Genomic DNA, 962 nt, shown 5'->3' with positions numbered 1-962 from the left:
CGGTCTTCTTAATCGCTTTGTCCTTGGCAAGTGCCTTCAACTGGTTGAGACGGCGGCCACCTGCCGTGACCTCAAATTTGCCGCGCGCAATCGCGTTGACGACCAGATTTTGCAACAATCCTCGCGCAGCAATATCCGCCTTCAGCCATGCATCGGCTGCCGGATCAGTCCGCTTGCGGACATTTTTCTTGGATTCAACGAGTTTGTTGAGTGGAATAGATTTGAACATTTTTAACTCCTGATTGATCGAACTAACGATTTTCGGCGACCATCGCCAAAACCGGGTTCAAAAGGGCCAAGCCTCCTCCCCTCTCATTCTTAGAGATCACGCGTTCGCTTTCTGGTGGTTTGAGATTGAGGGAGAGCGGAAGCGCTTAGGCAGTCAGTTTTTCCAGTATCTGCGCTGCTTCATTGACCGGCACGAATAGACGCGTGCGGTAGCGGATAATCTCGGTGAAACAGCCTTTGGATTTATACCAGACGAGCCGCTCGGCTGAAAAGCCCGTCAGTTCCAGTCGCTGGCTGCCATTGACCAGTGAGCGTTTGGCCATAAGGTCATCATGGCTTTGAACTGAAAACGGCTTGCCGCTTTGCATCACCATTTCTGCAATCCGGGAGGGATTGATAGTCTGGTTCATGTCGAGACCAAAGGCCCGTGCGAGATCAGCCATATCGAGTTCGGAAATTTCGCGGCCAATGATCGAACGCCCGTCGCTCGCTGCAATGCGGGTGACACGAACAAACTCTCCGGGGATTTTATTCCTGACTGGCAGCAGTAATCCGGTGGCGAGATGTACGCGTTCATGGGCCGTTTCCATCGCCGCTTGTTCTTCCTCATCCATCCAGCCTTTTCGGAAGCTTTTGAAATCGACCTGCTCCCAAAGGCTTTCCGACAAAGCTTCGAGTGTCCAATTTACCGATTTTAGCGGCCTGATCAGGCGGCGGCGTTCGATTGTCTCTCC

1 protein-coding gene and 1 pseudogene are annotated in these 962 nt (G+C 52.6%); both read right to left on the bottom strand.

Going from position 1 to position 962, the window contains the following annotated elements; all coding sequences use genetic code 11:
• Positions 1–229 (bottom strand): ParB/Srx family N-terminal domain-containing protein (locus tag V7680_RS15670; protein ID WP_335654180.1); only part of this gene is annotated, 229 nt, incomplete at its 3' end.
• 145 nt (positions 230–374) lie between these two features.
• Positions 375–962: pseudogene (locus tag V7680_RS15665) on the bottom strand (hypothetical protein); the annotation flags it as partial.

It is taken from the genome of Parasphingorhabdus sp., assembly GCF_036963705.1.
Classification (GTDB): domain Bacteria; phylum Pseudomonadota; class Alphaproteobacteria; order Sphingomonadales; family Sphingomonadaceae; genus Parasphingorhabdus.
This window is presented reverse-complemented; position numbering and strand designations above follow the sequence as displayed.